This is a genomic window from Xenorhabdus griffiniae, assembly GCF_015163655.1.
GTDB classification, from domain to species: domain Bacteria; phylum Pseudomonadota; class Gammaproteobacteria; order Enterobacterales; family Enterobacteriaceae; genus Xenorhabdus; species Xenorhabdus griffiniae.
This window is the reverse complement of the sequence record NZ_JADEUF010000161.1, coordinates 1-5,855: the sequence shown is the minus strand read 5'-3', so window position 1 is coordinate 5,855 and position 5,855 is coordinate 1. Positions and strand designations below refer to the sequence as shown.

At 48.3% G+C, this 5,855-nt stretch carries 6 protein-coding genes; all 6 read left to right on the top strand.

Annotated features, from left to right (window positions below; all coding sequences use genetic code 11):
- Positions 1–1,150: phage tail tape measure protein (locus tag IQ211_RS19730; protein WP_476756473.1), on the top strand; the 1,150-nt coding region annotated here is incomplete at its 5' end.
- Positions 1,151–1,753, top strand: coding sequence for a hypothetical protein (locus tag IQ211_RS17605; RefSeq protein WP_223281877.1), 603 nt, complete (start codon positions 1,151–1,153; stop codon positions 1,751–1,753). It begins immediately after the preceding gene.
- Positions 1,753–2,334 carry a hypothetical protein gene (locus IQ211_RS17600; protein WP_189761215.1) on the top strand — a complete coding sequence of 194 codons (582 nt, stop codon included), beginning with the start codon at positions 1,753–1,755 and terminating at the stop codon, positions 2,332–2,334. The genes IQ211_RS17605 and IQ211_RS17600 overlap by 1 nt, the downstream gene beginning before the upstream one ends.
- 104 nt (positions 2,335–2,438) lie before the next feature.
- Positions 2,439–2,876: a hypothetical protein gene (locus IQ211_RS17595; RefSeq protein ID WP_189761216.1), complete on the top strand. Its 438-nt coding sequence runs from the start codon at positions 2,439–2,441 to the stop codon at positions 2,874–2,876.
- Between the two features lie 154 nt (positions 2,877–3,030).
- A complete protein-coding gene (locus IQ211_RS17590) occupies positions 3,031–3,429 on the top strand; it encodes a DUF6950 family protein (RefSeq protein ID WP_189761217.1) in 399 nt (132 codons plus the stop codon).
- A partial coding sequence (locus tag IQ211_RS17585; RefSeq protein ID WP_193836429.1) for a phage tail tip protein J-related protein occupies positions 3,429–5,855 on the top strand: 2,427 nt, incomplete at its 3' end. The genes IQ211_RS17590 and IQ211_RS17585, both read left to right, overlap by 1 nt.

Below are 5,855 nucleotides of genomic sequence, written 5' to 3'. Positions count from 1 at the left end.
CACCGGAAAGCAGCGTGAGGAGCTGATTGAACTCAGTCAGGCCAGTATTCTGGCAAAACAACGCACCCAAGATTTGCAGGATGCTATCGCCGCCGATCCCTATCGACAGGCGCTCCATGCCCGCCTGAAAGCCGAAGAGCAATTGCAGCGCCAGATTGCGGCCAACGCCATTCAAAGTGCCGAAGAGGTTGTGCGACGCAAACAGGAGATTGAGGCCAGATACCTGAGCAGCGTTGCGGAAGCCAATCAGCGTTATGCGGTATCCTCTACAGCGAAATTGGTGGGCAATGTTGATCCCCTGCAAGACCTGCAAAACCAGCTAACAGAGCAAACCGCGCTGTATGATTCTTATTATCAAAACGGCATTATCAAAAAAGAACGTTACGAGCAGTTGATCGCCGCAGCTGGTATTCGTTCTAGAGATTCGCAATTCGCAGCGGCTAAAGAATTGTATGCTAGCCAGGGTGATTTTCAGAAAATGCAAATGAACCTGTTGGATGTTGTCGAACAGCGGACGGGGAACGCCCTAACAGGGATGTTGATGGGTACTAAGTCATTCTCTGAATCCATGAAAGAGCTGTCCGCGTCATTGGCGCAATCCATCATTCAAGATTTGGTTCGTATTGCCATGCAATCTATGATTACCAAGGCAATTTCTGGATTCTTTGGTGGAATTGGTGGAGGAATGTCAAACGTAGGCACCAGCTCTTTAGCTTCGGCAGGTAGCAATACGGGAGTGATGGGGTTATCTACCAGCTGGCGTGATTTTATCCCTAACGCGAAAGGGGGTGTCTATAACTCACCCAGTCTCAGCGCGTACAGTAATCACGTTGTCAGTAGTCCGACACTGTTTGCCTTCGCTAAAGGCGCAGGGCTAATGGGTGAGGCAGGTCCCGAGGCAATTATGCCGCTTAAGCGCGGTCCTGATGGTTCTTTGGGTGTACGGGCTATTATTCCGCCCACGCCAGCGTCAGGAGAAATTCACATCCATCAAACCATTCAAGTGTCAGGCAACGGCGATCAGGCATTACTGGCTGCGATGGAAGAGGCCGCCAGACGCGGGGCTGCGCAGGGAGCAGCGATGGCTAAAGCTGATTTGATTCGGGATTTTCAGTCAAACGGACAGGTGAGAAAAACATTGGGGGTGTAGATGACGATTAGGATTTTAGACTGGCCGGAAGAAATTATCCCCAGTGCGCTTAACTGGCAATTAATTAGTAACAGCAAGACATTCACATCCGTCTTCAATGGTAGCACTCAAACGGCACGGTTCCCCGGCAGTCGTTGGCGCTGTACGTTAATGTTTAATAACCTGGATGATGAAAAGGCGCGCATTCTGGAAGTATTGGTCGCGCAATTAGACGGGGAATCAGGCAGGGTGCGCCTGTTTGACTGGGCGAGACCGGGACTTGTAGGTATGGGTAATCCTAAAATCAGTGAACCCAACCAGCTGGGATATTATCTGAAAACGGAGGGCTGGCGTAAAAATACGCGAGTTATCAGGCGAGGTGATTACCTAACGGTAGGGAATGAGTTAAAGATGGTGACGGAGAATGTGGACAGCGATAGTGCAGGAGCAGCGACTATTCCTATTTCACCTATGCTGCGTTATTCACCAAGACGACATGACAAAATCGAAACAGAGCGTCCCTTTGGGATTTTTAAACAGACAGGCGGTGATCAGGGAAATTTTCAACGTAAGCCGGGTATATTTACCAATGCCACCCTGTCTTTTGAGGAGGCATTATTCTGATGTTTTATCATCCATTTTCTGATGACATGGTACGCGCCATTAACGAAGGTGCACATATTGTGCTGGCTGCTCGTCTGGATCTGGTGTCTGGCGTGGTCTGCGCTCATACAGGTGTTGGGAACTTGGTGATTGCTGGCGAAAATTACTTGGGTGTAGGAAACTTGGGTGAGATTGAGGCAGTTTCGGAAAATATGACAACCAGCCCAACGCAACTAGTCTTAAAACTGACAGGGTTTGATCGCGGACTGGTCGGAACGGTGTTAAATGAGCGCGGACGCGGCAGGGACGCCCGTGTCATGATGGTAACTATCGGTGATGACGGCCGCCCAATATTAGCAGAGGTGTTATTTGCTGGACAAATTTCAACCATTAATGTGGTGGCCGGAAATGAAAATGCAGTCAGCGTCACAATTTCCAATCGTTTTGAACGCTGGTCAATGGGGTTGCCTGACCGATTTACCGATGAATCATGGTCAGCCAGACGGCAGGGGGACCGGATATTTCGGTATGTTGCACAGATGGCAGAACGAGCCATTTATTGGGGGAGTAAAAAAGATGCGCCTGCATTTGTTTATAAATAAAATTGATGTCATAACATGATGCGTTGCACAAGAAAATAGCATTACTCTTTTAATGCGGCATCTTACAGACTAGAATTTTTTAGCTTTCACTGGGAGAATAGGATATGAAAAATACTTTACTATTTTTTTGGGGAGTAGTTTTTTCTAGTATTTCTTTGGTGGGTTGTTCCATGAACACTGCCGTTAAGCAATCAGAACCTTCGTTAATATCAACTATTGATTTTAGCAGGGCAGATTACGGGGTAAGACCAAGTAATTATGAAAGAGTTGTTAAAGACTATTTTGAAACGGTATTAGTAGATCCAGAATCAGCGAAGTTTTCAGGGTGGACTGAGCCAAAACAAGAGGTAATGATCAAAGACCATTTGCCGGTATTTGGTTACTCGTTATGTGTCAATATAAACGCTAAAAATTCCTATGGTGGGTACACGGGAAATCATTTGTATTGGATATTTACAAAAAATAATTCAGTTATGAGAGTTCAGGATACAACTAAATTTCCATACAGGAAAATTTTTATTGGACATGATATAACTTGCTAGCATTTTTATTTTTGATTATTTGTTATAAAGCTCAATAAATACAGATTATTAGGATAATATGCACCTCCGCGTACGCAGATGTAAACATTAATCCAGCCTGAACCAATCCAAGCCCAGCTTCGCGCTGGGTTTTTTATTTCACGGAGATCCCGAAATGAGACACCGACAATGGACATTACGATTACCCGAAACTCTCAGGGCGGCCATGAGTCGCCCTTTTTTATGGGGCGAACATGACTGCTGCTTGTTTGCTGCTGACTGTGTTCAGGCGGTATGTGATTTTGACCCATGCGAAACCGTGCGTGGGCGTTATAGCACACATACAGGTGCAGCCGAAGTGTTGAAATCAGAGTTTGGAACACTGGAGCAGGCACTGGATCGGTTGTTTGACCGCACTCCGGTCACAGCCGCAGGGCGCGGGGATATCGTGATGTTTGAGGCGGAAGAAGGAAAAACGCTGGGGGTATTGTGGGCAGGGAAGATTTGGGCGGTCACTCGTGTTGGTGTGCGTCCGGTCGATGTCAGTCCATTGACTGCTTGGAGGGTGGAGTAATGGGGAAAACTGTTGCCAATGTGGTCTCTGCTGGATTAATGATAGTGGGTGCGGTTGTTACGGGACCATTCGGCGCGGCACTCATTGCAGCTGGGATGGCCGTCCAGTTTGCCGCTAGTCAGATGTATAAGCCTAAACTGCCAATGATGGGGCGAGACCAAAGCGAGCGAAAACAGATGTTACGCTCTTCCACAGCCTCAGAGACGGTAGTTATAGGTCATACGGTTGCATCTGGATTACTGTTTTTTGCCGAGGAGGAACCGGGTGAGCAGGATGAAAACGAGCGGATCACATTGACTCTAGCTCTGGCGGGCCACCCGATTGAAAAAATTGGCCGTATCTGGCTGGGTGATGACCCGATAGAGTCGTTTGGTGGCTATGTCGAGTGGGAACTGCATAACGGCAGGGCGGAAGCTGATCCCTTTATGTTGGAAAACTGCCCGTCATGGAAGCCGGATATGATAGGTCGCAATATGGCGTGGTTGCGCGTCACTCTTAAATTTGATGCGGAGAAATTTCCCTATGGGCTGCCTAATATTAAATGTGAGGTCTGGGGGAAGAAGCTGCATGACCCCCGAACCGGTGAGACGCGGTGGAGTAATAATGGGGCCTTGGTCATTCTGGATTACTACCGCAGTTATTTACAGGTGCCTGATTCTGATATCGACTGGGAGGCATTCAAACGGGCGGCAGATATCTGTAGTGAGGGCGTAGATACACCGGATGGTGGACGTGAACCACGGTATGCCCTCAACGGGGCTTATGAACTGGAAGAAAGCCCATCGGCTATTTTGGATGCTATGCATCGTTGCTTATCGGCAGATCCAACCTATATGGCAGGTAAACACGGGATTTTAGTAGGAGCATACAATGGTCCTGCGGTGCTGGATATCCATGAATCCCAAATCATTGACACTGTCACTCTAACACCGGAAGTGGGCCTAAGAGACGCCACCAATGCTATTTATGGCACGTTTGTTGATGCGGAGCAAATCTACACCAAAACCGATTTTCCCCCGATTATCAGGAGCGAATGGGTTGCAGAAGACGGGCTGGAAATTAAGGAAAACATTGATTTTCGATTTGTTACGTCCCCTTACCAGGCGCAGCGACTGGCTCATCAATATTTACGCCGTAAGCGGTTAGCGCGGCGGGTACAGTTGAAAATGAATCTGGACGGCTACGCTTATCGCCCTGGTCAGGTGGTCAGGCTTAATTTGCCGACATTGGGGATCACTGATTTAGAATTCAGGGTGATTGATTGGCGATTTAGTGCACTGGACGGTGCGGAGTTGACGCTGGAGGAAGACGGCGCCTATGTGTATGAGGACGTCATTGGTAAACCCTTCGAACGCCCGCCTTTTACACGACTGCCTGTCGGGGGCGTAGGTGCACCTATGTCACTGAGTTTTATCCCGCAAACGTTGGGGGATGTGATACAGGGTATACTGTCATGGCGCAATGTCAGTGAGGTGGCTTTTAATCGTGTCACTATCTATCAGGATGATCGCATTATTCAGACTATTCAGGTCCCTGGCGAATCGGTCAATATTTCAGGGCTGGTGCGGGGTAACTATCGTGCCGAGGTCAGGGCGGTGAATGCAGCCGGTGCTATGTCAGCCCCTGCTGTTTTTGAGTTTTCCATTCAAGCACCACCTCCGCCTGTGAATGTAGAGATCACCCCTGGCTTCTTTTCTTTGACTATTGTTCCCCGTCAGGGGGATGTTGCCTCTTTCGGTCACACGTTTGAATTCTGGTTCAGCGAGAAACAACTGGATTTTACTCATGAATCAATGGTTATTAACCATGCCGATCGACTGGGGCAGGGTAACTTCTGGATAAAAGATCAATTAAAGGCAGGGACAACTTACTGGTTCTACGTCAGAACCATCAATACCTATGGCAAGTCACCATTTATTGAAGGTTCCGGCCAACCCAATGACAACACCAGGGAGCTTTTGGGTGAATTAGGCAACAAATTCATGACCGCCGAAGCCGGAAAACGCCTGCAATCCGACATGAATTGGAGCAATGAAACCGACCTTATTCTGGCTGGCGCCCAGCAGAAACTATCCCGAGAGCTGATGGTGCGCGACGGGGAGAATAAAGCCAAAATCAGCGAGCTATGGCAGGTCAGAGTGACGGACAATGAGGCGTGGGCGCAGAAACTCACGGAATTGCGTACCAATATCGGGAACACTGACGACAACGTCAACCGGATTGCAGCGGATGTAATAGACAATAAGCAGGCAGTATCCAATACACAGAAAGCCGTGGCTGAATCAACACAGCAGTTTCAGGCGCAGTTTAAGAACCAGCAGGCCATCATCAACAGCAAAATGCAGGCGGAATTTAACCAGTCCGGTAACGGTTATGCCATCCATAGTGTGAATATCACCATCAAGCACAATGGCCGGAATTACAAC